Origin of the sequence: Streptomyces sudanensis, from assembly GCF_023614315.1 — a bacterium.
Classification (GTDB): domain Bacteria; phylum Actinomycetota; class Actinomycetes; order Streptomycetales; family Streptomycetaceae; genus Streptomyces; species Streptomyces sudanensis.
The window spans coordinates 1,115,448-1,135,698 of the sequence record NZ_CP095474.1 but is presented as its reverse complement, the minus strand read 5'-3'; the positions used below and the strand labels follow the sequence as shown (position 1 = coordinate 1,135,698).

Genomic DNA, 20,251 nt, shown 5'->3' with positions numbered 1-20,251 from the left:
GCCCGCGACCGCCCGGCCCGCGACCGCCCGGCGCCGTCGGCACCCGGCAGGCCGCTTGCGCCTCCGGGCCCCGCCGCCCCGGCGCCTCCGCCCCTCCCGCCGGGCGGGCACGCCGTCCCGGCGCCGCTCCTTCGTGCCCAGGGGCCACAACTCCAAAGCCCCCGCCGCCCCGAGGATCGCCGCCCCCGCCGACCGGTCCGGCGGCCGTCCCCGGCCGCCGCCGGGGCCCGGCGGCGAGGGGGTTCGAGCCGGGCTCCCGCCCCCTCCGGCCGCCGCGTCCTCCCAGCGCACCGCCCCGCGCTGTGCGTGGGCATTTGTTTTGACCCAGGTCCGTGCGATAGGTACGCTCAGACCTTGTGCCTGGGGTGTGCCTGGGCTCCTGTGCGTGTCCTCAACCGCACGGCGAGCCGTCGACGGCCACCGCGATCCGCGCTCGTCTCCACCTCCCCGGTGGAGGTGCACGGCATCCGACACACCCGACCGCGTGGGTCGGGCGGCGTTCCAGGTTAGCTTCACTACACGGCACACAGAAACCGGAGAAGTAGTGCCTACGATCCAGCAGCTGGTCCGGAAGGGCCGGCAGGACAAGGTCGAGAAGAACAAGACGCCCGCGCTCGAGGGTTCCCCCCAGCGCCGCGGCGTCTGCACGCGTGTGTTCACGACCACCCCGAAGAAGCCGAACTCGGCCCTCCGCAAGGTCGCGCGTGTGCGTCTGACCTCCGGGATCGAGGTCACGGCTTACATTCCGGGTGAGGGACACAACCTGCAGGAGCACTCCATCGTGCTCGTGCGTGGTGGCCGTGTGAAGGACCTGCCGGGTGTTCGCTACAAGATCATCCGCGGTTCGCTCGACACCCAGGGTGTCAAGAACCGCAAGCAGGCCCGCAGCCGCTACGGCGCCAAGAAGGAGAAGTAAGAATGCCTCGTAAGGGCCCCGCCCCGAAGCGCCCGGTCATCATCGACCCGGTTTACGGTTCTCCTCTGGTGACCTCGCTCATCAACAAGATCCTGCTCAACGGCAAGCGTTCCACCGCCGAGCGCATCGTCTACGGCGCGATGGAGGGCCTCCGCGAGAAGACCGGCCAGGACCCGGTCGTCACGCTGAAGCGCGCCCTCGAGAACGTCAAGCCGGCTCTTGAGGTGAAGTCCCGCCGCGTCGGTGGCGCCACCTACCAGGTGCCGATCGAGGTCAAGCCCGGTCGCGCCTCCACCCTCGCTCTCCGCTGGCTCGTGGGCTACTCGCGCGCCCGTCGCGAGAAGACCATGACCGAGCGCCTGATGAACGAGCTGCTGGACGCCTCCAACGGCCTCGGCGCCTCGGTCAAGAAGCGCGAGGACACGCACAAGATGGCCGAGTCCAACAAGGCCTTCGCGCACTACCGCTGGTAGTCGCACCCACATCGAGACCGAGAGAAGACTGAAGCCTCATGGCTACCACTTCGCTTGACCTGGCCAGGGTCCGCAACATCGGGATCATGGCCCACATCGACGCGGGCAAGACGACCACCACCGAGCGCATCCTCTTCTACACCGGTGTTTCGTACAAGATCGGTGAGGTCCACGACGGCGCTGCCACGATGGACTGGATGGAGCAGGAGCAGGAGCGCGGCATCACGATCACGTCCGCCGCGACGACCTGTCACTGGTCGCTCGAGGACGTCGATCACACCATCAACATCATCGACACCCCCGGTCACGTGGACTTCACCGTCGAGGTGGAGCGCTCGCTCCGCGTCCTCGACGGCGCCGTGACCGTGTTCGACGGTGTGGCCGGTGTGGAGCCGCAGTCCGAGACCGTGTGGCGTCAGGCGGACCGCTACGGCGTTCCGCGTATCTGCTTCGTGAACAAGCTGGACCGCACCGGCGCCGACTTCTTCCGCTGCGTCGGAATGATCTCGGACCGCCTGGGTGCCCAGCCCATCGTCATGCAGCTGCCGATCGGCGCCGAGGCCGACTTCCAGGGCGTCGTCGACCTCGTCCGCATGAAGGCCCTCGTCTACTCCGCCGAGGCCGCCAAGGGCGAGATGTACGACATCGTCGACATCCCGGAGAACCTCGCCGAGCTCGCCGAGGAGTACCGCGGCAAGCTGGTCGAGGCCGTCGCGGAGAACGACGAGGAGCTCATGGAGCTGTACCTCGAGGGCCAGGAGCCCTCCGAGGAGCAGCTGTACACCGCGATCCGTCGTATCACCATCGCGTCCGGCAAGGGCACCGGCACCACCGTGACCCCGGTGTTCTGCGGCACCGCGTTCAAGAACAAGGGCGTGCAGCCCCTGCTCGACGCGGTCGTGCGCTACCTGCCGTCGCCGGTCGACATCGAGGCCATCGAGGGCCAGGACGTCAAGGACCCCGAGACCGTCGTCAAGCGCAAGCCGTCCGACGACGAGCCGCTGTCGGCGCTGGCGTTCAAGATCATGAGCGACCCGCACCTCGGCAAGCTCACCTTCGTCCGGATCTACTCCGGTCGCCTGGACTCCGGCACCTCGGTGCTGAACTCCGTCAAGGGCAAGAAGGAGCGCATCGGCAAGATCTACCGCATGCACGCGAACAAGCGTGAGGAGATCGACTCGGTGGGCGCCGGCGACATCATCGCCGTCCTGGGTCTGAAGCAGACCACGACCGGCGAGACGCTGTGCGACGAGAAGGCCCCGGTGATCCTGGAGTCCATGGACTTCCCGGCGCCGGTCATCGAGGTCGCCATCGAGCCCAAGTCCAAGGGTGACCAGGAGAAGCTGGGTGTCGCCATCCAGCGTCTCGCGGAGGAGGACCCCTCCTTCCAGGTCCACACCAACGAGGAGACCGGCCAGACCGTCATCGGCGGCATGGGCGAGCTCCACCTCGAGGTGCTCGTCGACCGCATGCGGCGCGAGTTCAAGGTCGAGGCCAACGTCGGCAAGCCGCAGGTCGCGTACCGTGAGACGATCCGCAAGGCCGTCGAGCGCGTGGACTACACCCACAAGAAGCAGACCGGTGGTACCGGTCAGTTCGCCAAGGTGCAGATCGCGATCGAGCCGATCGAGGGCGGCGACGCCTCGTACGAGTTCGTCAACAAGGTCACCGGTGGCCGCATCCCGAAGGAGTACATCCCTTCGGTCGACGCCGGTGCGCAGGAGGCCATGCAGTTCGGCATCCTCGCGGGCTACGAGATGACGGGCGTGCGCGTCACCCTGCTCGACGGCGCCTACCACGAGGTGGACTCCTCCGAGCTCGCCTTCAAGATCGCCGGTTCGCAGGCCTTCAAGGAGGCCGCGCGCAAGGCGTCCCCCGTGCTCCTCGAGCCGATGATGGCCGTCGAGGTCACCACGCCCGAGGACTACATGGGCGATGTCATCGGTGACATCAACTCCCGCCGTGGCCAGATCCAGGCCATGGAAGAGCGTGCCGGCGCCCGCGTCGTCAAGGGCCTGGTGCCGCTGTCGGAGATGTTCGGCTACGTCGGCGACCTCCGCAGCAAGACCTCGGGTCGCGCAAGCTACTCGATGCAGTTCGACTCCTACGCCGAGGTTCCGCGGAACGTCGCCGAGGAGATCATCGCGAAGGCCAAGGGCGAGTAACTCAGCCGAGTTCACGCTTTAGGCTTGTCACCGGATACACGAGGCGTTTCGGCCCGCACCGCGCGAGCGGAGGGTCGGAACGCCCCGGGGCCGGCATCCCAGCAAAGATCACCTGGCGCCGATGAGCAAGGCGTACAGAACCACTCTTCAGGAGGACCCCCGTGGCGAAGGCGAAGTTCGAGCGGACTAAGCCGCACGTCAACATCGGCACCATCGGTCACATCGACCACGGTAAGACGACCCTCACGGCCGCCATTACCAAGGTGCTGCACGACAAGTACCCGGACCTGAACGAGGCTTCGGCCTTCGACCAGATCGACAAGGCTCCCGAGGAGCGCCAGCGCGGTATCACCATCTCCATCGCGCACGTCGAGTACCAGACCGAGTCGCGTCACTACGCGCACGTCGACTGCCCGGGTCACGCGGACTACATCAAGAACATGATCACCGGTGCCGCGCAGATGGACGGCGCCATCCTCGTGGTCGCCGCCACCGACGGCCCGATGCCGCAGACCAAGGAGCACGTGCTCCTGGCCCGCCAGGTCGGCGTCCCGTACATCGTCGTCGCCCTGAACAAGGCCGACATGGTGGACGACGAGGAGATCCTGGAGCTCGTCGAGCTCGAGGTCCGTGAGCTCCTCTCCGAGTACGAGTTCCCGGGCGACGACGTCCCGGTCGTCAAGGTCTCCGCTCTGAAGGCGCTCGAGGGCGACCCGGAGTGGGCCGAGTCGGTCATGAACCTCATGAACGCCGTCGACGAGGCCATCCCGCAGCCGGAGCGCGACGTCGACAAGCCGTTCCTCATGCCGATCGAGGACGTCTTCACGATCACCGGTCGCGGTACGGTCGTCACCGGCCGTATCGAGCGTGGTGTCCTGAAGGTCAACGAGACCGTCGACATCATCGGCATCAAGACCGAGAAGACCACCACCACGGTCACCGGCATCGAGATGTTCCGCAAGCTGCTCGACGAGGGCCAGGCCGGTGAGAACGTCGGTCTGCTCCTCCGCGGCATCAAGCGCGAGGACGTCGAGCGCGGCCAGGTCATCATCAAGCCGGGCTCGGTCACCCCGCACACCGAGTTCGAGGCGCAGGCCTACATCCTCTCCAAGGACGAGGGTGGCCGCCACACGCCGTTCTTCAACAACTACCGCCCGCAGTTCTACTTCCGTACCACGGACGTGACCGGCGTCGTGACCCTCCCCGAGGGCACCGAGATGGTCATGCCGGGCGACAACACCACCATGTCCGTCCAGCTGATCCAGCCGGTCGCCATGGAGGAGGGCCTCAAGTTCGCCATCCGTGAGGGTGGCCGGACCGTCGGCGCCGGCCAGGTCACCAAGATCGTCAAGTAAGTTCGCTTGACCGTCTGACCTGGTAGCTCGCAGAGCTGCAAGCGAGGGGCTCGTACGACTTCGGTCGTACGGGCCCTTCCGCGTTCCCGGTGGAGGGGGGCGAGGGCCGTGCGCGGCCGCGCTCCGGCCACCGGAGGGCGCGGTACCGGGGCCGGCGCCCCCGTCCGCCGACGCGCCGACCGGTCCCGGGCCACCGCGACGCCCCGGCCCGGAACACGTCCCGGTGGCGCGGCCGACCCGTGCCACCGCCCGACCCGTCGAGGCTCCCGCATCGAAGACCGGACCGCGCGTCCAGGCGCTCCTCCTGTCCCTCGCCCTCACCGCACTCACCGCACTCACCGGATGCGGCATGAACGAATCGGACGACGTCCCGTTCGCGGGCACCGCCACCTCCTCCGCCGCGGCCGACGAGGCGGAAAGGGCGTCCGGCGAGATCCGCGACCTGATCGGCATCGAGGGCAGGGCCTCCGACACCGGGCCGGGCGTCTCGGACTGCTCGGACAGGGATCCTGAGAAGTTCTTCCGGATCTTCCACGCGTGGAGCTTCACGCCCGCGTCGACGGCCGGACTCGACGGCATGATGGAGCACCTGGAGGAGGAGCTGCCGAAGCACGGCTGGAAGGTGGCGGAGTACGGCCGCGACACCAGCATGAACAAGAACCTCCAGCTCACGGCCGACAACGACGGGAAGAAGCACAGCGTCAACATCGTCCACCGGGCGAAGCAGAACCCGCCCAAACTGAGCCTGATGCTCGTGTCCGGCTGCTACCGGGTCCCGGAGGGGGAGAAGGTCGAGCGCTTCTGAGCGCTTCCCCGGCCGGTGCCGGCCGGGGGTCAGCTCTCGGTGCGCGGCTGCGGCACCCAGGTCCACGGGTGGGCGTCGGCGCCGAGGCCGACCGCCATCACGCCCCTGGGCACCAGGTGCGCGGTGGCCGGGCCCAGCGCGGCCACGCCCTCCGCCCGCACCGCGCGGTCCCCGCCGGCGTACAGCTGGACGCGCCCGCGCAGGTCGCGGCCGAGCAGGACGGGGCCCTTCGGCGTACCGACCGCGTCGACCCGGCCGTACCCGTCGAACGCGGGCGCCGGGAGCGGGGTGCCGTCCGGCCGTACGGCCGTCAGCCCCTGCTCCGCCGGCCGGCGGTAGTACAGCGCCGGCTCCCCGCCCGGCGCGGTCGCCACGCCCACCGGGCCGCCCGGTACCGGCAGGGCGGGGCCGCCCACGCGAAAGGCGACCGGCCCGCCGGGCGCCTCCTGCGCCCAGTGGTGGACGCGGTCCCGGCCCGTGGCGAACAGGTGCACGCGCCCCCGCCCGTCGACCGCCGCCGACAGCCCGTCCTGCACCTCCTCGCCGCCCAGGCTCCGCCACGGCCCCCAGGCGCCGCCGGCGTCCCGCACCCGGGTGCTGACGCCCTTGTCCGCGTCGCGGACGAAGAGGTGCACGCGGCCCTCCCGGTCCGTCACGGCCACGGGTACGCCGATCCGCCGCCCCCGGTCGTCGTCGGGCTCCGGGTTGCCGAGCCCGCGCCAGGCGAGGAACGGCCCGCCCGCCGAACGCTGCTCCAGCACCACGATCTCCCGCTCGCCGGCCCCGCCGGGTCCGCCGAGCGCCGCGAACCGCAGCCCGAACAGCAGCTGCCGCCCGTCGGGGAGCGTCGCCGAGCCCAGGCCGGGCGCGAGGGGCCCGCCGCCGAGGTCGTCCGGCGCGGCCCACCGGCCGCTGTCCGGTCCCGTCTCCCGCCAGCGCACCGCGCGCAGGCCCAGCACCCCGTACACGGAGAGCCTCCCGTCGGGGCCGGTCGCGACGACCGGGCCGGGGCCGGGGTGGCGGTGGTGCGTGGCCCGCACCCAGCCCTTCCTGTTGGTGAGGGGCCGGGTGCCGCCGACCATGTAGTCGCCGCAGCCGGCGGCGTTGCCGCACTGCCAGGAGGGGTCGCCGCCGTACGGGACGAGGTGGGCGGCCTTCTCGCGGAGCACCGGCTCGGGGAGGTTCTTGGGCCAGTGGCGGTTGTAGTAGCCGCGGAACGAGGTGGTGACGAAGGCCGGTACGGAGCCGCCGTCCGCGGTGGCCTCGGCGACCCAGCGGACCATCGCCGCCCAGCTGAAGGAGGCGACGGCGGTGTGGTCGGCGTGGTCCGAGTAGCCGGGCTGCTCGGAGTCCTTCTTCCGGGTCGCCTCGTCGCTGTGCTGGATGTCCGGGTCGGGGTCGAGGGTGTGGACGACGGTGGGCCGGTAGTGCTCCATCAGGCCGACGAGGACGTCGACCAGGCCGTCGTGGTCGTACTCCGAGGCGCTGCGGACGGGCGAGCCGGTCGCGACGACGGTGCGCAGTCTCGGCGCGCGGCCCTCCCACAGGTCGGGGAGGGCCGTCCAGTGGCGGGGGGCGTGCATCGCCAGGTTGAGGAAGACCAGTTGGACGCGGCGGTCGCCGTGGGCCAGGGTGTCGATCTCGGCCTGCCGGTCGCCGCGGAGGGTGACCACGCCCCTCTGCCAGGGGGTGAACTCGTCCAGGCCGATCATCCGCGCGTAGGCCTGGCGCAGGCCCTGGTGGCGGGCGGAGGAGTAGTCCTCCTTGTCGGCGGGGGTCCCGCCGGTGCGGCCGGGGACGCGGTTCTCGCCGGTGTGCTCGCCCGCGGTGACGTACACGCAGACCAGGGGGACGCCGGCGTCGACCATGCGCTGGCAGTCCGGGTTCATGAAGTACAGGTCGTCGTCCGGGTGCGCCACGATCTGCATCAGCTGCGCACGGCGCGAACTGGTGATCGGCAGGCCCGGCGCCGGGTCGGCGGTGGGGCCGCCGCGGCGCGGCGCGGGGACGGTGCAGCCGGCGATGCCCGCGACACCGGCGGCCCCGGCGAGGGCCAGGGCGGCGAGGGTGCGGCGGCGGACGGGGTGCGGGGGNCCGGGGGCCGGATCCTCGTCGCGTCCTTCCGGGACGGCCGTGCGGAAGACGGCAGCGCGAGGCCGGCCCCTCGGTATCTCGTTCACTTCTGCCCCCGTACCGCTGCTGTGGGTGTTGCGGTGATCGCGGCGGGATCGCTGGTCGAGGCGGTCCCGCGGTTGTCCAGACGGATTATCGACACCTCGGGTTGCCCGGGACGCGGCGGGGTGTTCAGGCGGGAACGGCCTTGATCTCACGTTCGCTTGAGGTCGTAGCGTCGGGCCATGACGCGAACCGCGACACCGACCCGACCCGCCCTCGCCGGCCCGGACGTGTCCGACGAGGACCTCGCCGCGCAGCCCGTCGGCTACTGGAGCGGCATCGTCAACAGGGCCGTCATCCGGTACCTGCGCGACACCATGGCGTCCGTGGACCTCACCCAGCCCCTCTGGTGGGCCCTCAACCGCCTGGTCGCCGCCGGAGGGGACGGCGTGACCCGCGAGGCGCTGACCGGCGGGCTCGTCCCGCTGGCCGACGACCCCGACGAGGTCCCGCGCCTGCCGGAGCGGCTGCTCCACCGCGGCTGGGCCACCGAGGACGAGGCGGGCCTCCTGCGCCCGACCGACGCCGCCGCAGCCGCCCACGCGCGGGGGAAGGCCCTGGTGGCCGAGGCGCGGGCGCGGATGCACGAGGGCGTGCCGGACGAGGAGTACGCGGCGGCGCTGCGCGTCCTGCGGCGGATCGCCCGGAACGCCGAGGCGAGCGGCGCGCGCTGACGCCCGCGGCGCGGCCGGCGTGCCGCGGCCGGCGCCGGGTGCCGGAGTGCCCGCCGCCGGGCCGGGGACCCGGTGCCCGCCGCCGCACCCCGGTACGCGGGCGCGGGCCCGGTCCGGCGTACCGGCGGACGGACCGGGACTCCCCGCGGTCGGCACGGGCCGGCGCCGCCCCGCGCCGACCGCCCGCCGCGGACCCCGGAGGGGCGCCGGGACCGGGGGCTAGGACGTCGCCACGCGCACGACCACCGACACCGAGCTGACCACCAGCAGGCCCAGGACGACGCGGCGGAACCGCTCCGCGTCCAGCCTGCCGAAGATCCGCTCGCCCGCGAGGATCCCCACGAACAGCGCCGGAACCCCCGCCAGCAGCGTCCGCCCCACCGTCGCGGTGAGCTGGCCGCTGATCGCGAAGCCCGCCAGCGCGGCGAGGCTCGTGCCGGAGAACACCACCGCCAGCGTGGCGCGCTGCACGCGCGGCTCCAGCCCCATGCTCTGGAACGCCGCGACCATCGGCGGACCGTCGATCCCCGTGGAGGCGAGCGACGCCCCGGAGAACACGCCCACCCCGACGAGCGTCGCCAGGCCGCCCCGCAGCGTGATCCTCCGCCAGACGACGAAGGTACCCAGCAGCACCACCGCGGTGATGGCGAGCATCAGCACGTCCGGCGGCAGCACCGACAGCAGCCACACGCCGAAGGGCACACCGCTCAGACCGGAGAGGAGGGTGACGGCGGTGACGCGCCGGTCGACGTGGTGCCGGTCGCGCACCGCGATCCACAGGCTGAGCGGCGCCGCCATGGCGCCCGCCACGACGACCGCGGCCACCGGTTCGACCAGCAGGGCCAGCGGGGGCACGGCGACCAGGGAGAACCCGAAGCCGGCGGTGGAGCGGACGACGGAGGCGGCGGCAAGTATCAGGAACGTGCCGAGGAGGGTCGACGTCAAGGCCGGCTCCCGACGGCGCGGCCGGTGAGACCGCCGGTACTCCCGGCGGCGCCCTCGCCGCCTGGCCCCGGACCACCCGGCCCCGGACCGCCTGGCCCCGGACCGCCCGTCTCCGGACCGCCCGTCTCCGGACCGCCCGTCTCCGGACCGCCCGTCTCCGGACCGCCCGGCCCCGGACCGCCCGTCTCCGGACCACCCGGCTCCGGACCACCCGTCTCCGCTGCGTGCCCGGCGCGGTCCCGTCCGCCCGCGGGGGCCTCGCCCGGCGCCACGGGCCTCCCCGGCACCGGCGGCCGCGCCTCCGGCCGGGGGAGGCGGGGGGCACCGCCGGGAACGGCGGGCTCCCCGGACGGCCCACCGGCCGGTGGCGGCGCCCCACCGCTACGCGGGTCCCCGTGACGAGCCGTCTCCGTCTCGCCGAACCTCACGACACGCATGCGCTGCCTCCGCTCGGGCCGCTGGGGGATGGGACGCGGCACGGCTCGCCACACTACTTCCGCCGGGCGTACGCCCCGCGGGCCGCCTCCCGGGAGGTCCGCGCCGGGCCGGGGAAGCCGCCCGCGGGACCGCGGCGCCGGAACGCGCCTCGCTGCCCGCCCGGCCACGGTAATACAAGCGCGCCCACCGGTCCGCCCCCGCGCGCCGCCGCGGCCCCGGCTCCGCGGGCGCCGCACGGGCGGCACCCGCGTGCCCCGGTTTGATCGCTACCGCCTCCGGGGTATTCTCATCGGCTCGATTGGCGTACGGAGCGCCACGTGTGGCAGACTGTCCGGGTTGCTCGGTTGAGTGCCGATGCTGCGCGCCTCCCGCCGGGAGGACCGGAAGCGAGTCCCACAGTACTCGTCGTCCCTGCGTGGGGCGGAAGTACGGGAATCTTCCGGGAAGCGTCAGCGGGGTACCGACCAGGCACCCGGTGGGTGTCCTCCCCCGGCCGCGGTCCCAGGCCCGCACCCCCTTGGTTGGGAAATCCTTCGGGAGATCTTCGTAGAGGGAGTGCGACACGCCCGACCGCGTGGGTCGGAGAAGACGGTGAGCCCACCAGGTTCCAGAGCGTTACGAGAGACAGGACTACTGAGTAGCCATGGCGGGACAGAAGATCCGCATCCGGCTCAAGGCCTACGACCACGAGGTCATCGACTCCTCGGCGAAGAAGATCGTCGAGACGGTGACCCGCACTGGTGCGTCGGTCGCGGGCCCGGTGCCGCTGCCCACTGAGAAGAACGTGTACTGCGTCATCAAGTCGCCGCACAAGTACAAGGACTCGCGCGAGCACTTCGAGATGCGGACGCACAAGCGCCTCATCGACATCCTCGACCCCACGCCGAAGACGGTCGACTCGCTCATGCGTCTCGACCTGCCGGCCGGCGTCGACATCGAGATCAAGCTCTGAGGTGACGCGCGAGATGGCTAAGAACATTAAGGGCGTCCTGGGCGAGAAGCTCGGCATGACCCAGGTCTGGGACGAGAACAACCGGGTCGTCCCGGTGACCGTCGTCAAGGCCGGTCCCTGCGTCGTCACCCAGGTCCGCACCAACGACACCGACGGCTACGAGTCGGTCCAGATCGCCTTCGGCGAGATCGACCCGCGCAAGGTGAACAAGCCCCTCAAGGGCCACTTCGCCAAGGCCGACGTCACCCCGCGCCGCCACCTGGTGGAGATCCGCACCGCCGACGCCTCCGAGTACACCCTCGGCCAGGAGATTACCGCCGCGGTCTTCGAGGCGGGCGTCAAGGTCGACGTCACCGGCAAGAGCAAGGGCAAGGGCTTCGCCGGTGTCATGAAGCGCCACAACTTCCGTGGTCTGGGCGCCGGTCACGGTACCCAGCGCAAGCACCGCTCGCCCGGTTCCATCGGTGGCTGCGCCACCCCGGGCCGCGTGTTCAAGGGCCTCCGCATGGCGGGCCGCATGGGCAACGAGCGGGTCACCACCCAGAACCTGACCGTCCACGCCGTTGACGCGGAGAAGGGCCTGCTGCTCATCAAGGGCGCGGTTCCTGGTCCGAACGGCGGCCTCGTCCTGGTCCGTACCGCGGCCAAGGGGGCCTGAGGTAACCGATGAGCACCATTGACATCCTTTCGCCGGCAGGCGACAAGGCCGGGACCGTCGAGCTCCCCGCGGAGATCTTCGACGCGAAGACCAGCGTTCCGCTGATCCACCAGGTCGTCGTCGCCCAGCTGGCCGCTGCCCGCCAGGGCACGCACAAGACCAAGACCCGTGGCGAAGTCCGCGGCGGTGGCAAGAAGCCGTACCGCCAGAAGGGCACCGGCCGCGCCCGTCAGGGTTCGACCCGCGCCCCGCAGTTCGCCGGTGGTGGCGTCGTCCACGGCCCCGTGCCGCGTGACTACTCCCAGCGGACCCCGAAGAAGATGAAGGCCGCCGCCCTGCGCGGTGCCCTCTCCGACCGGGCCCGCCACTCCCGCGTCCACGTCGTCACCGGCGTGGTCGAGGGTGAGATCTCCACCAAGGCCGCCAAGACGCTGTTCGGCAAGATCTCGGAGCGCAAGAACCTGCTCCTGGTCGTCGAGCGCTCCGACGAGGCCGCGTGGCTCTCCGCCCGCAACCTGCCCCAGGTGCACATCCTGGAGCCGGGCCAGCTGAACACGTACGACGTGCTCGTCTCCGACGACGTGGTCTTCACCAAGGCCGCCTTCGAGTCCTTCGTGTCTGGCGCCTCCGCCGCTGGCCGGAACGATGAGACCGAAGGGAGCGACGCCTGATGACCGAGGCCGTCGTCACCAGCAAGACCTTCACGGACCCGCGCGACATTCTCGTCAAGCCGGTGGTCTCCGAGAAGAGCTACGCGCTGCTGGACGAGAACAAGTACACGTTCGTCGTCGCCCCGCACGCCAACAAGACCCAGATCAAGCAGGCCGTCGAGGCGGTCTTCTCGGTCAAGGTCACCGGGGTCAACACGATCAACCGGCAGGGCAAGCGCAAGCGCACCCGCACCGGTTACGGCAAGCGCGCCAACACCAAGCGCGCCATCGTGACCCTCGCCGAGGGCGACCGTATCGACATCTTCGGCGGTCCGACCGCCTAAGGGCGGTCTGGATCGTCCGAATATCGGACGAGGACTGAGAAATGGGTATCCGCAAGTACAAGCCGACGACTCCGGGCCGTCGTGGCTCCAGCGTCGCCGACTTTGTCGAGATCACGCGGTCCACGCCGGAGAAGTCGCTGGTCCGCCCCCTGCACAGCAAGGGCGGCCGTAACAACACCGGTCGTGTGACCGTCCGCCACCAGGGCGGTGGCCACAAGCGCGCCTACCGAGTGATCGACTTCCGTCGTCACGACAAGGACGGCGTGCCGGCGAAGGTCGCTCACATCGAGTACGACCCGAACCGCACCGCGCGCATCGCGCTCCTGCACTACGCGGACGGCGAGAAGCGCTACATCATCGCCCCCCGTGGCCTGAGCCAGGGCGACCGGATCGAGAACGGTCCCGGCGCCGACATCAAGCCCGGCAACAACCTGGCGCTCCGCAACATCCCGGTCGGTACCACGATCCACGCGATCGAGCTCCGTCCCGGTGGCGGTGCCAAGTTCGCCCGCTCGGCCGGCGCCTCCGTGCAGCTGCTCGCGAAGGAGGGCTCGATGGCCCACCTCCGCATGCCGTCCGGCGAGATCCGCCTGGTCGACGTCCGCTGCCGCGCCACCATCGGCGAGGTCGGCAACGCCGAGCAGTCGAACATCAACTGGGGCAAGGCCGGCCGCAAGCGCTGGCTGGGCGTTCGCCCGACCGTCCGCGGTGTGGCGATGAACCCGGTTGACCACCCGCACGGTGGTGGTGAGGGCAAGACCTCCGGTGGTCGCCACCCGGTCTCCCCGTGGGGTCAGAAGGAGGGTCGTACGCGTTCTCCCAAGAAGGCGAGCAACAAGTACATCGTCCGCCGCCGCAAGACGAACAAGAAGCGCTAGGAGCGGGTTTAGATGCCGCGCAGTCTCAAGAAGGGGCCCTTCGTCGACGACCACCTGATCAAGAAGGTGGACGCCCAGAACGAAGCCGGCACCAAGAACGTCATCAAGACCTGGTCCCGTCGCTCGATGATCGTCCCGGCCATGCTCGGCCACACGATCGCGGTGCACAACGGCAAGACCCACATCCCGGTGTTCGTCACCGAGTCGATGGTCGGCCACAAGCTCGGCGAGTTCTCGCCGACGCGCACCTTCCGGGGTCACGTCAAGGAAGACCGGAAGTCGAAGCGCCGCTGACAGCGGGGTGAAAGACCATGACGAACGTGTCAGACACTGAAGGGACAACCATGGAAGCCAGGGCCCAGGCGCGGTACATCCGCGTCACGCCCATGAAGGCCCGCCGCGTGGTGGACCTCATCCGTGGCATGGACGCCACGGAGGCTCAGGCGGTCCTGCGTTTCGCCCCGCAGGCCGCGAGCGTGCCGGTCAAGAAGGTGCTGGACAGCGCCATCGCGAACGCCGCGCACAACTACGACCAGACGGACGCCTCGTCGCTGTACATCAGCGAGGCGTACGTGGACGAGGGTCCGACCCTGAAGCGGTTCCGGCCGCGCGCCCAGGGCCGCGCCTACCGGATCCGTAAGCGGACCAGCCACATCACCGTGGTCGTCAGCAGCAAGGAAGGAACCCGGTAATGGGCCAGAAGGTAAACCCGCACGGGTTCCGGCTCGGCATCACCACCGACTTCAAGTCGCGCTGGTACGCCGACAAGCTGTACAAGGACTACGTCAAGGAAGACGTCGCCATCCGCCGGATGATGACGTCCGGCATGGAGCGCGCCGGCATCTCCAAGGTCGAGATCGAGCGCACCCGTGACCGCGTCCGCGTGGACATCCACACGGCGCGCCCGGGCATCGTCATCGGCCGCCGCGGCGCCGAGGCCGACCGCATCCGCGGCGACCTGGAGAAGCTCACCGGCAAGCAGGTCCAGCTGAACATCCTCGAGGTCAAGAACCCCGAGGTCGACGCCCAGCTCGTGGCCCAGGCCGTCGCCGAGCAGCTGTCCTCCCGCGTCTCCTTCCGCCGCGCCATGCGCAAGAGCATGCAGTCGGCGATGAAGGCGGGCGCCAAGGGCATCAAGATCCAGTGCGGTGGCCGCCTCGGCGGCGCCGAGATGTCCCGCTCGGAGTTCTACCGCGAGGGCCGTGTGCCGCTGCACACGCTCCGCGCGAACGTCGAGTACGGCTTCTTCGAGGCCAAGACCACCTTCGGCCGCATCGGCGTGAAGGTCTGGATCTACAAGGGCGACGTCAAGAACATCGCCGAGGTCCGCGCCGAGAACGCCGCCGCCCGCGCCGGCAACCGCCCGGCCCGCGGCGGTGCCGACCGCCCGGCCCGCGGCGGTGGCCGCGGTGGCGAGCGTGGCGGTCGCGGCCGCAAGCCGCAGCAGAGCGCCGCTGCCGAGGCCCCCAAGGCCGAGGCCGCTGCCGCTGCTCCGGCCGAGAGCACCGGAACGGAGGCCTGACCGAAATGCTGATCCCCCGTAGGGTCAAGCACCGCAAGCAGCACCACCCGAAGCGCAGCGGTATGTCCAAGGGTGGTACGCAGGTTGCGTTCGGCGAGTACGGCATCCAGGCCATCACTCCGGCGTACGTGACCAACCGCCAGATCGAGGCGGCCCGTATCGCGATGACCCGCCACATCAAGCGTGGCGGCAAGGTCTGGATCAACATCTACCCGGACCGTCCGCTGACCAAGAAGCCCGCCGAGACCCGCATGGGTTCCGGTAAGGGCTCCCCGGAGTGGTGGGTCGCGAACGTCAAGCCCGGTCGGGTGATGTTCGAGCTGTCCTACCCGAACGAGAAGATTGCGCGTGAGGCGCTTACCCGCGCTGCTCACAAGCTTCCGATGAAGTGCCGGATCGTTCGGCGCGAGGCAGGTGAGGCGTGATGTCGGCCGGTACCAAGGCGTCCGAGCTGCGCGAGCTGAGCAACGAGGAGCTTGTCGGCAAGCTCCGCGAGGCCAAGGAAGAGCTGTTCAACCTCCGCTTCCAGGCGGCGACCGGGCAGCTCGAGAACCACGGCCGGCTGAAGGCCGTCCGCAAGGACATCGCCCGGATCTACACCCTCATGCGTGAGCGTGAGCTCGGCATCGAGACGGTGGAGAGCGCCTGATGAGCGAGAACAACGTGACTGAGAACACCGCCGAAGCACGCGGCTTCCGCAAGACCCGCGAGGGTTACGTCGTCAGCGACAAGATGGACAAGACCGTCGTCGTCGCCGTCGAGGACCGCGTCAAGCACGCCCTGTACGGCAAGGTCATCCGCCGTACGAACAAGCTCAAGGCGCACGACGAGCAGAACGCCGCGGGTGTCGGCGACCGCGTCCTCCTCATGGAGACCCGGCCGCTGTCCGCGACGAAGCGCTGGCGCGTCGTCGAGATCCTCGAGAAGGCCAAGTAAGCACTTGAAGGGGTAACCCTTCAGGTTCGTTCCGCCAGGCTCGGCGTCCCGTGGGTTCGCCCACGGGCGCCGGGAACCGGCAGACAATCAGGAGATAGACGTGATCCAGCAGGAGTCGCGACTTCGTGTCGCCGACAACACTGGTGCGAAGGAGATCCTTTGCATCCGTGTGCTCGGTGGCTCCGGTCGCCGCTACGCGGGCATCGGTGACGTCATCGTCGCCACCGTCAAGGACGCGATCCCCGGTGGCAACGTGAAGAAGGGTGACGTCGTCAAGGCGGTCATCGTTCGCACCGTCAAGGAGCGCCGCCGCCAGGACGGCTCGTACATCCGCTTCGACGAGAACGCCGCCGTCATTCTGAAGAACGACGGCGACCCTCGCGGCACCCGTATCTTCGGCCCGGTCGGCCGTGAGCTGCGCGAGAAGAAGTTCATGAAGATCATCTCGCTCGCGCCGGAGGTGCTGTAAGCATGAAGATCAAGAAGGGCGACCTGGTCCAGGTCATCACCGGTAAGGACAAGGGCAAGCAGGGCAAGGTCATCGCGGCCTTCCCCCGTGAGGACCGCGTCCTGGTCGAGGGTGTCAACCGGGTCAAGAAGCACACCAAGGCGAACCAGCCGGGCCGCGCCTCGCAGGCCGGCGGCATCGTCACGGTCGAAGCCCCCATCCACGTGAGCAACGTCCAGCTCGTCGTGGAGAAGGACGGCAACAAGGTCGTGACCCGCGTCGGTTACCGCTTCGACGAGAACGGCAACAAGATCCGCGTTGCCAAGCGGACGGGTGAGGACATCTGATGGCTACCACCACGACCCCGCGTCTCAAGACGAAGTACCGCGAGGAGATCGTCGGCAAGCTGCGTGACGAGTTCAAGTACGAGAACGTCATGCAGGTTCCGGGCCTCGTCAAGATCGTGGTCAACATGGGTGTGGGCGACGCCGCCCGCGACTCCAAGCTGATCGAGGGCGCCATCCGCGACCTCACCACGATCACCGGTCAGAAGCCGGCCGTCACCAAGGCCCGCAAGTCCATCGCGCAGTTCAAGCTGCGCGAGGGTCAGCCGATCGGTGCCCACGTCACGCTCCGTGGCGACCGCATGTGGGAGTTCCTGGACCGCACCCTGTCGCTCGCGCTGCCGCGCATCCGCGACTTCCGCGGCCTGTCCCCCAAGCAGTTCGACGGCCGTGGCAACTACACCTTCGGTCTCACGGAGCAGGTCATGTTCCACGAGATCGACCAGGACAAGATCGACCGGGTCCGGGGCATGGACATCACCGTGGTCACCACGGCGACCAACGACGACGAGGGTCGTGCCCTCCTCCGTCACCTCGGCTTCCCGTTCAAGGAGAACTGACCGTGGCGAAGAAGGCTCTGATCGCTAAGGCCGCCCGCAAGCCGAAGTTCGGTGTGCGCGCGTACACCCGCTGCCAGCGCTGCGGCCGGCCCCACTCCGTCTACCGCAAGTTCGGCCTGTGCCGCGTGTGCCTCCGTGAGATGGCTCACCGCGGCGAGCTGCCGGGCGTGACCAAGAGCTCCTGGTAATCAGCCCAGTTGGGTTGATGCCAGGCTCTCGGTAAGCAGACCGGTCGGCAGGGGCCCTTCTCCACATGCCGTAGGCTTGTGGGGTTGGGCGCCTGCCGCCCGGACGCCCGCGGGCCGAGCCCCGCTAGATAACGCTTACTACGCCGTAGGTCCCCGCACCGCACCCGTCCCGCCCATGAGCGGGGAGAGGGATGGCGCATACAGGAAACCCCGGCGAGAGAGGCCGAAGGCCAATTCATGACCATGACTGATCCGATCGCAGACATGCTTACGCGTCTGCGGAACGCGAACTCGGCATACCACGACACCGTGACGATGCCGCACAGCAAGATCAAGTCCCACATCGCGGAGATCCTCAAGCAGGAGGGCTTCATCACGGGCTGGAAGGTCGAGGACGCCGAGGTCGGCAAGAACCTCGTCCTCGAGCTGAAGTTCGGCCCGAACCGCGAGCGCTCCATCGCGGGCATCAAGCGGATCTCGAAGCCCGGTCTCCGGGTCTACGCGAAGTCCACCAATCTGCCGAAGGTCCTCGGCGGTCTCGGCGTGGCGATCATCTCCACGTCGCACGGCCTCCTGACCGGCCAGCAGGCGCAGAAGAAGGGCGTGGGTGGGGAAGTCCTCGCCTACGTCTGGTAGTCGGGAACGGAGGAAAAGCCAATGTCGCGTATCGGCAAGCTCCCCATCACGGTTCCCGCCGGCGTGGACGTCACCATCGATGGCCGTACGGTCGAGGTGAAGGGCCCCAAGGGCACCCTGACCCACACCGTCGCCGCGCCGATCGAGATCGTCAAGGGTGAGGACGGCGTCCTGAACGTCACCCGCCCCAACGATGAGCGTCAGAACAAGGCCCTGCACGGCCTGTCCCGCACGCTGGTGGCCAACATGATCACCGGTGTGACCCAGGGGTACACGAAGGCGCTCGAGATCAGCGGTGTCGGTTACCGCGTCGCCGCGAAGGGCTCCAACCTGGAGTTCCAGCTCGGCTACAGCCACCCGATCCTCGTCGAGGCGCCCGAGGGCATCTCGTTCAAGGTCGAGTCGCCGACCAAGTTCTCGGTCGAGGGCATCGACAAGCAGAAGGTCGGCGAGGTCGCCGCGAACATCCGCAAGCTGCGCAAGCCCGACCCGTACAAGGCCAAGGGCGTGAAGTACGCGGGCGAGGTCATCCGCCGCAAGGTCGGAAAGGCTGGTAAGTAAGCCATGGCATACGGCGTGAAGATTGCCAAGGGCAAGGCCTACAAGGGTGCTGCCCTGAAGCGTCGCCACATCCGCATCCGCAAGAAGGTCTCGGGTACCGCCGAGCGTCCGCGCCTGGTCGTCACCCGGTCCAACCGTGGGATCACCGCCCAGGTCATCGACGACATCGCGGGTCACACCGTGGCGTCGGCGTCGACCCTGGACGCGTCCATCCGCGGCGGCGAGGGCGACAAGTCGGCGAAGGCCCAGCAGGTCGGCAAGCTCGTCGCCGAGCGCGCCAAGGCCGCCGGTGTCGAGGCTGTCGTGTTCGACCGTGGTGGCAACAGGTACGCCGGGCGCATCGCCGCCCTGGCGGACGCCGCCCGCGAAGCCGGCCTGAAGTTCTGAGCCGGTTCCGTAGCTAGCGGATACAGAGAGAGGTAATTCCAATGGCTGGACCCCAGCGCCGCGGAAGCGGTGCCGGTGGCGGCGAGCGGCGGGACCGGAAGGGCCGTGACGGCGGCGCTGCTGCCGCCGAGAAGACCGCGTACGTTGAGCGCGTCGTCGCGATCAACCGCGTCGCCAAGGTTGTGAAGGGTGGTCGTCGCTTCAGCTTCACCGCGCTGGTCGTGGTGGGCGACGGTGACGGCACCGTGGGTGTCGGCTACGGCAAGGCCAAGGAGGTGCCGGCCGCCATCGCCAAGGGTGTGGAGGAGGCCAAGAAGCACTTCTTCAAGGTCCCCCGTATCCAGGGCACCATCCCGCACCCGATCCAGGGTGAGAAGGCCGCGGGCGTCGTCCTGCTCAAGCCGGCTTCCCCCGGTACCGGTGTCATCGCCGGTGGCCCGGTGCGCGCCGTCCTCGAGTGCGCCGGCGTCCACGACATCCTGTCGAAGTCGCTCGGCTCCGACAACGCGATCAACATCGTGCACGCGACCGTGGCGGCCCTCAAGGGCCTGCAGCGTCCCGAGGAGATCGCGGCCCGCCGCGGTCTGCCGCTCGAGGACGTCGCCCCCGCGGCCCTGCTGCGTGCGCGTGCCGGGGTGGGTGCGTAATGGCCCGCCTCAAGATCACGCAGACGAAGTCGTACATCGGCAGCAAGCAGAACCACCGCGACACCCTGCGCTCCCTTGGCCTCAAGGGCATCAACACGCAGGTCGTCAAGGAGGACCGCCCCGAGTTCCGCGGCATGGTGCACACCGTCCGCCACCTCGTGACGGTCGAGGAGGTCGACTGATCATGGCGGAGAACAACCCGCTCAAGATCCACAACCTCCGTCCCGCCCCGGGCGCCAAGACCGCCAAGACCCGCGTGGGTCGTGGTGAGGCGTCGAAGGGTAAGACGGCCGGTCGTGGTACCAAGGGCACGAAGGCCCGCTACCAGGTTCCGGAGCGCTTCGAGGGTGGCCAGATGCCGCTCCACATGCGCCTCCCGAAGCTGAAGGGCTTCAAGAACCCCTTCAAGACCGAGTACCAGGTCGTGAACCTGGACAAGCTCGCCTCCCTCTACCCCGAGGGTGGCGAGGTGACGGTCGCCGACCTGGTCGCCAAGGGCGCGGTTCGCAAGAACCAGCTCGTCAAGGTGCTGGGTCAGGGCGAGGTCTCCGTGGCGCTGCAGGTGACGGTCGACGCCGTCTCCGGCTCCGCCAA

The 20,251-nt window shown here is 69.6% G+C and carries 28 protein-coding genes and 1 pseudogene; 27 read left to right on the top strand and 2 right to left on the bottom strand.

Annotated features, from left to right (window positions below):
* The first annotated feature begins 544 nt into the window (after window positions 1-544).
* From rpsL to MW084_RS05130, 5 genes are all read left to right on the top strand, one after another.
* Window positions 545-916: a 30S ribosomal protein S12 gene (gene rpsL / locus MW084_RS05150; RefSeq protein ID WP_003948652.1), complete on the top strand. Its 372-nt coding sequence runs from the start codon at window positions 545-547 to the stop codon at window positions 914-916.
* A 2-nt stretch (window positions 917-918) separates the two neighbouring features.
* Entirely contained in the window at window positions 919-1,389 is a 471-nt protein-coding gene (rpsG, locus tag MW084_RS05145) for a 30S ribosomal protein S7 (protein WP_010474160.1), read from the top strand.
* A 38-nt stretch (window positions 1,390-1,427) separates the two neighbouring features.
* Entirely contained in the window at window positions 1,428-3,554 is a 2,127-nt protein-coding gene (fusA, locus tag MW084_RS05140) for an elongation factor G (RefSeq protein WP_010474159.1), read from the top strand.
* A 161-nt stretch (window positions 3,555-3,715) separates the two neighbouring features.
* Window positions 3,716-4,909, top strand: coding sequence for an elongation factor Tu (tuf, locus tag MW084_RS05135; RefSeq protein ID WP_010474158.1), 1,194 nt, complete (start codon window positions 3,716-3,718; stop codon window positions 4,907-4,909).
* A 349-nt stretch (window positions 4,910-5,258) separates the two neighbouring features.
* Window positions 5,259-5,714 carry a hypothetical protein gene (locus MW084_RS05130; protein ID WP_255114663.1) on the top strand — a complete coding sequence of 152 codons (456 nt, stop codon included), beginning with the start codon at window positions 5,259-5,261 and terminating at the stop codon, window positions 5,712-5,714.
* Between the two features lie 29 nt (window positions 5,715-5,743).
* On the opposite strand, the pseudogene MW084_RS05125 reads toward MW084_RS05130, so the two are convergent.
* Window positions 5,744-7,807, bottom strand: a pseudogene (locus tag MW084_RS05125) (PIG-L family deacetylase); the annotation flags it as partial.
* A gap of 264 nt (window positions 7,808-8,071) precedes the next feature.
* Here MW084_RS05125 and MW084_RS05120 point away from each other — a divergent pair.
* On the top strand, window positions 8,072-8,563 hold the full coding sequence (locus MW084_RS05120; RefSeq protein ID WP_275563491.1) for a MarR family transcriptional regulator: 492 nt from the start codon (window positions 8,072-8,074) through the stop codon (window positions 8,561-8,563).
* A gap of 219 nt (window positions 8,564-8,782) precedes the next feature.
* Here MW084_RS05120 and MW084_RS05115 read toward each other — a convergent pair whose 3' ends face one another.
* Window positions 8,783-9,508: a sulfite exporter TauE/SafE family protein gene (locus MW084_RS05115; protein WP_010476773.1), complete on the bottom strand. Its 726-nt coding sequence runs from the start codon at window positions 9,506-9,508 to the stop codon at window positions 8,783-8,785.
* A 1,081-nt stretch (window positions 9,509-10,589) separates the two neighbouring features.
* Here MW084_RS05115 and rpsJ point away from each other — a divergent pair.
* From rpsJ to rplO, 21 genes are all read left to right on the top strand, one after another.
* Window positions 10,590-10,898, top strand: coding sequence for a 30S ribosomal protein S10 (gene rpsJ, locus MW084_RS05110; protein ID WP_003948644.1), 309 nt, complete (start codon window positions 10,590-10,592; stop codon window positions 10,896-10,898).
* Between the two features lie 13 nt (window positions 10,899-10,911).
* A complete protein-coding gene (gene rplC, locus MW084_RS05105) occupies window positions 10,912-11,556 on the top strand; it encodes a 50S ribosomal protein L3 (RefSeq protein WP_010473957.1) in 645 nt (214 codons plus the stop codon).
* An 8-nt stretch (window positions 11,557-11,564) separates the two neighbouring features.
* Entirely contained in the window at window positions 11,565-12,227 is a 663-nt protein-coding gene (rplD, locus tag MW084_RS05100) for a 50S ribosomal protein L4 (RefSeq protein ID WP_010473956.1), read from the top strand.
* Window positions 12,227-12,550 carry a 50S ribosomal protein L23 gene (rplW, locus tag MW084_RS05095; RefSeq protein ID WP_010473953.1) on the top strand — a complete coding sequence of 108 codons (324 nt, stop codon included), beginning with the start codon at window positions 12,227-12,229 and terminating at the stop codon, window positions 12,548-12,550. The genes rplD and rplW overlap by 1 nt, the downstream gene beginning before the upstream one ends.
* A gap of 41 nt (window positions 12,551-12,591) precedes the next feature.
* Window positions 12,592-13,428, top strand: a complete 837-nt coding sequence (rplB, locus tag MW084_RS05090) for a 50S ribosomal protein L2 (RefSeq protein ID WP_010473951.1) — start codon at window positions 12,592-12,594, stop codon at window positions 13,426-13,428.
* A 12-nt stretch (window positions 13,429-13,440) separates the two neighbouring features.
* Window positions 13,441-13,722: a 30S ribosomal protein S19 gene (gene rpsS, locus MW084_RS05085; RefSeq protein WP_004984529.1), complete on the top strand. Its 282-nt coding sequence runs from the start codon at window positions 13,441-13,443 to the stop codon at window positions 13,720-13,722.
* Window positions 13,723-13,772: 50 nt separating this feature from the next.
* Window positions 13,773-14,120, top strand: a complete 348-nt coding sequence (gene rplV / locus MW084_RS05080; RefSeq protein ID WP_010473950.1) for a 50S ribosomal protein L22 — start codon at window positions 13,773-13,775, stop codon at window positions 14,118-14,120.
* Window positions 14,120-14,950 carry a 30S ribosomal protein S3 gene (gene rpsC / locus MW084_RS05075; RefSeq protein WP_010473949.1) on the top strand — a complete coding sequence of 277 codons (831 nt, stop codon included), beginning with the start codon at window positions 14,120-14,122 and terminating at the stop codon, window positions 14,948-14,950. The genes rplV and rpsC overlap by 1 nt, the downstream gene beginning before the upstream one ends.
* Before the next feature lie 5 nt (window positions 14,951-14,955).
* Window positions 14,956-15,375 carry a 50S ribosomal protein L16 gene (gene rplP, locus MW084_RS05070; protein ID WP_010473948.1) on the top strand — a complete coding sequence of 140 codons (420 nt, stop codon included), beginning with the start codon at window positions 14,956-14,958 and terminating at the stop codon, window positions 15,373-15,375.
* Window positions 15,375-15,599: a 50S ribosomal protein L29 gene (gene rpmC, locus MW084_RS05065; protein ID WP_010473947.1), complete on the top strand. Its 225-nt coding sequence runs from the start codon at window positions 15,375-15,377 to the stop codon at window positions 15,597-15,599. Before rplP ends, rpmC begins: the two co-directional genes overlap by 1 nt.
* Window positions 15,599-15,886 carry a 30S ribosomal protein S17 gene (gene rpsQ / locus MW084_RS05060; RefSeq protein WP_010473946.1) on the top strand — a complete coding sequence of 96 codons (288 nt, stop codon included), beginning with the start codon at window positions 15,599-15,601 and terminating at the stop codon, window positions 15,884-15,886. The genes rpmC and rpsQ overlap by 1 nt, the downstream gene beginning before the upstream one ends.
* 100 nt (window positions 15,887-15,986) lie before the next feature.
* Window positions 15,987-16,355 (top strand): 50S ribosomal protein L14, encoded by a 369-nt coding sequence (gene rplN, locus MW084_RS05055; protein ID WP_003956455.1) that lies wholly within the window; start codon window positions 15,987-15,989, stop codon window positions 16,353-16,355.
* A gap of 2 nt (window positions 16,356-16,357) precedes the next feature.
* Window positions 16,358-16,681 (top strand): 50S ribosomal protein L24, encoded by a 324-nt coding sequence (rplX, locus tag MW084_RS05050; protein ID WP_010473945.1) that lies wholly within the window; start codon window positions 16,358-16,360, stop codon window positions 16,679-16,681.
* Window positions 16,681-17,238: a 50S ribosomal protein L5 gene (gene rplE, locus MW084_RS05045; RefSeq protein ID WP_010473944.1), complete on the top strand. Its 558-nt coding sequence runs from the start codon at window positions 16,681-16,683 to the stop codon at window positions 17,236-17,238. The genes rplX and rplE overlap by 1 nt, the downstream gene beginning before the upstream one ends.
* 2 nt (window positions 17,239-17,240) lie before the next feature.
* Window positions 17,241-17,426: a type Z 30S ribosomal protein S14 gene (locus MW084_RS05040; RefSeq protein WP_003956452.1), complete on the top strand. Its 186-nt coding sequence runs from the start codon at window positions 17,241-17,243 to the stop codon at window positions 17,424-17,426.
* 237 nt (window positions 17,427-17,663) lie between these two features.
* A complete protein-coding gene (rpsH, locus tag MW084_RS05035; RefSeq protein ID WP_010473942.1) occupies window positions 17,664-18,062 on the top strand; it encodes a 30S ribosomal protein S8 in 399 nt (132 codons plus the stop codon).
* 21 nt (window positions 18,063-18,083) lie between these two features.
* Entirely contained in the window at window positions 18,084-18,623 is a 540-nt protein-coding gene (gene rplF / locus MW084_RS05030; protein ID WP_010473939.1) for a 50S ribosomal protein L6, read from the top strand.
* A gap of 3 nt (window positions 18,624-18,626) precedes the next feature.
* Window positions 18,627-19,010 (top strand): 50S ribosomal protein L18, encoded by a 384-nt coding sequence (gene rplR / locus MW084_RS05025; RefSeq protein ID WP_010473938.1) that lies wholly within the window; start codon window positions 18,627-18,629, stop codon window positions 19,008-19,010.
* Between the two features lie 41 nt (window positions 19,011-19,051).
* Window positions 19,052-19,657 (top strand): 30S ribosomal protein S5, encoded by a 606-nt coding sequence (gene rpsE, locus MW084_RS05020; protein ID WP_010473937.1) that lies wholly within the window; start codon window positions 19,052-19,054, stop codon window positions 19,655-19,657.
* Window positions 19,657-19,839, top strand: a complete 183-nt coding sequence (gene rpmD / locus MW084_RS05015) for a 50S ribosomal protein L30 (protein ID WP_010473936.1) — start codon at window positions 19,657-19,659, stop codon at window positions 19,837-19,839. Before rpsE ends, rpmD begins: the two co-directional genes overlap by 1 nt.
* A gap of 2 nt (window positions 19,840-19,841) precedes the next feature.
* The coding region (rplO, locus tag MW084_RS05010; RefSeq protein ID WP_275563490.1) for a 50S ribosomal protein L15 at window positions 19,842-20,251 on the top strand (410 nt) is incomplete at its 3' end.

Coding starts and splice junctions, on each gene's coding strand:
- rplW (WP_010473953.1), top strand. CDS start 12,227: ATGACCGAGGCCGTCGTCACCAGCAAGACCTTCACGGACCCGCGCGAC.
- rplE (WP_010473944.1), top strand. CDS start 16,681: ATGGCTACCACCACGACCCCGCGTCTCAAGACGAAGTACCGCGAGGAG.
- rpsG (WP_010474160.1), top strand. CDS start 919: ATGCCTCGTAAGGGCCCCGCCCCGAAGCGCCCGGTCATCATCGACCCG.
- rpsQ (WP_010473946.1), top strand. CDS start 15,599: ATGAGCGAGAACAACGTGACTGAGAACACCGCCGAAGCACGCGGCTTC.
- rpsJ (WP_003948644.1), top strand. CDS start 10,590: ATGGCGGGACAGAAGATCCGCATCCGGCTCAAGGCCTACGACCACGAG.
- fusA (WP_010474159.1), top strand. CDS start 1,428: ATGGCTACCACTTCGCTTGACCTGGCCAGGGTCCGCAACATCGGGATC.
- rplP (WP_010473948.1), top strand. CDS start 14,956: ATGCTGATCCCCCGTAGGGTCAAGCACCGCAAGCAGCACCACCCGAAG.
- MW084_RS05130 (WP_255114663.1), top strand. CDS start 5,259: ATGAACGAATCGGACGACGTCCCGTTCGCGGGCACCGCCACCTCCTCC.
- rpmD (WP_010473936.1), top strand. CDS start 19,657: ATGGCCCGCCTCAAGATCACGCAGACGAAGTCGTACATCGGCAGCAAG.
- rplF (WP_010473939.1), top strand. CDS start 18,084: ATGTCGCGTATCGGCAAGCTCCCCATCACGGTTCCCGCCGGCGTGGAC.
- rplV (WP_010473950.1), top strand. CDS start 13,773: ATGGAAGCCAGGGCCCAGGCGCGGTACATCCGCGTCACGCCCATGAAG.
- rpsC (WP_010473949.1), top strand. CDS start 14,120: ATGGGCCAGAAGGTAAACCCGCACGGGTTCCGGCTCGGCATCACCACC.
- rpsS (WP_004984529.1), top strand. CDS start 13,441: ATGCCGCGCAGTCTCAAGAAGGGGCCCTTCGTCGACGACCACCTGATC.
- MW084_RS05120 (WP_275563491.1), top strand. CDS start 8,072: ATGACGCGAACCGCGACACCGACCCGACCCGCCCTCGCCGGCCCGGAC.
- rplD (WP_010473956.1), top strand. CDS start 11,565: ATGAGCACCATTGACATCCTTTCGCCGGCAGGCGACAAGGCCGGGACC.
- rpsE (WP_010473937.1), top strand. CDS start 19,052: ATGGCTGGACCCCAGCGCCGCGGAAGCGGTGCCGGTGGCGGCGAGCGG.
- rpmC (WP_010473947.1), top strand. CDS start 15,375: ATGTCGGCCGGTACCAAGGCGTCCGAGCTGCGCGAGCTGAGCAACGAG.
- rplX (WP_010473945.1), top strand. CDS start 16,358: ATGAAGATCAAGAAGGGCGACCTGGTCCAGGTCATCACCGGTAAGGAC.
- rplB (WP_010473951.1), top strand. CDS start 12,592: ATGGGTATCCGCAAGTACAAGCCGACGACTCCGGGCCGTCGTGGCTCC.
- rpsH (WP_010473942.1), top strand. CDS start 17,664: ATGACCATGACTGATCCGATCGCAGACATGCTTACGCGTCTGCGGAAC.
- rplC (WP_010473957.1), top strand. CDS start 10,912: ATGGCTAAGAACATTAAGGGCGTCCTGGGCGAGAAGCTCGGCATGACC.
- rplR (WP_010473938.1), top strand. CDS start 18,627: ATGGCATACGGCGTGAAGATTGCCAAGGGCAAGGCCTACAAGGGTGCT.